The sequence below is a fragment of the Paraburkholderia sp. RL18-085-BIA-A genome (genome assembly GCF_046027075.1).
Classification (GTDB): Bacteria; Pseudomonadota; Gammaproteobacteria; order Burkholderiales; family Burkholderiaceae; genus Paraburkholderia.
On sequence record NZ_JARESU010000473.1, the window covers coordinates 1 to 1,060 of the forward strand.

1 protein-coding gene and 1 pseudogene are annotated in these 1,060 nt (G+C 59.5%); both read left to right on the forward strand.

From position 1 onward, the window contains the following. Positions 1-799, forward strand: a pseudogene (locus P0D89_RS53320) (hypothetical protein); the annotation flags it as partial. Then, a partial coding sequence (locus P0D89_RS53325; RefSeq protein ID WP_408379699.1) for a multicopper oxidase domain-containing protein occupies positions 796-1,060 on the forward strand: 265 nt, incomplete at its 3' end. The pseudogene P0D89_RS53320 and the gene P0D89_RS53325, both read left to right, overlap by 4 nt.

Below are 1,060 nucleotides of genomic sequence, written 5' to 3' on the forward strand. Positions count from 1 at the left end.
AAAGTCCGACTGTCCGCCGTGCAGCAGTTCTATTCGCTCGTTTCATAAGCAATACATAGCAATCGAGTTTGCTCGTCCATCCCACCTTACTGCGACAAAACCGGAAATCGTGCTGATGCTGCATGATTTCAGTTTCCTTTCGCCCGACGAGATCCTCGCCAGCCTCGTCGGCACCAGCGCGGCCTCGGCGCACGAAATGGCACAACGCATGGAGCGGGCGGCGGCCCCGACCACGAGGAAGATAGACAGTACTGACATGAGTGCGATGTCGACGGGAGACAAGTCTATGGGCGGCATGTCGATGAGCCACGGTGCAGCGGATCTCAACGACGTGTCCTATGATGCCTTTCTTGCCAATGACCGCACCCTTTCCGATCCAGAAATCGTCCGCGTTGACAAATCGGGGCGTGTCAGGCTGCGCATCATCAATGGCGCATCATCCAGTCAGTTCTGGATTGACCTTGGTTCCCTCACCGGCCGTGTTATCGCGGTTGACGGTCACAACGTGCGGCCGGTAGCGGGCAAGCGCTTCCCAATCGCCATGGCGCAGCGGCTCGATATACTGCTCGACCTGCCCGCTTCCGGCATTTTTCCGATTCTTGCCCGCCTCGAAGGCAGCGCGAAACAGACCGGCATCGTGCTGGCGACTCCCGGCGCCAACATCGCGCGGATCGCAGACGAAGGGGACGGGATGGCGCCTCCGGTGAATAATTCGCTCGAAGCCCGGTTATCGGCATTGGAGTCGTTGACACCCGCGAGCCTGACCTTGTTCATCGGATCGTGCTTTCCGGCGCCATGAAGCCATATTCGTGGGCTCTCGACGACGCCTACTGGCCGGACGTCGCACCACTGATGCTGACCAAGGGACAGCGGGTCGAAATCGATCTGGTAAATCACTCGATGATGCCGCATCCGATGCATCTACATGGCCACAGCTTCCAGGTGATAGCGATCGACGGGCGGCGCCCCGTTCATGGAGCCGTTCGGGACACGGTTCTGGTTGCCTCGATGGGAAGCGTGCGCATCGCATTCGATGCCAACGACCCCGGACGATGGGCAT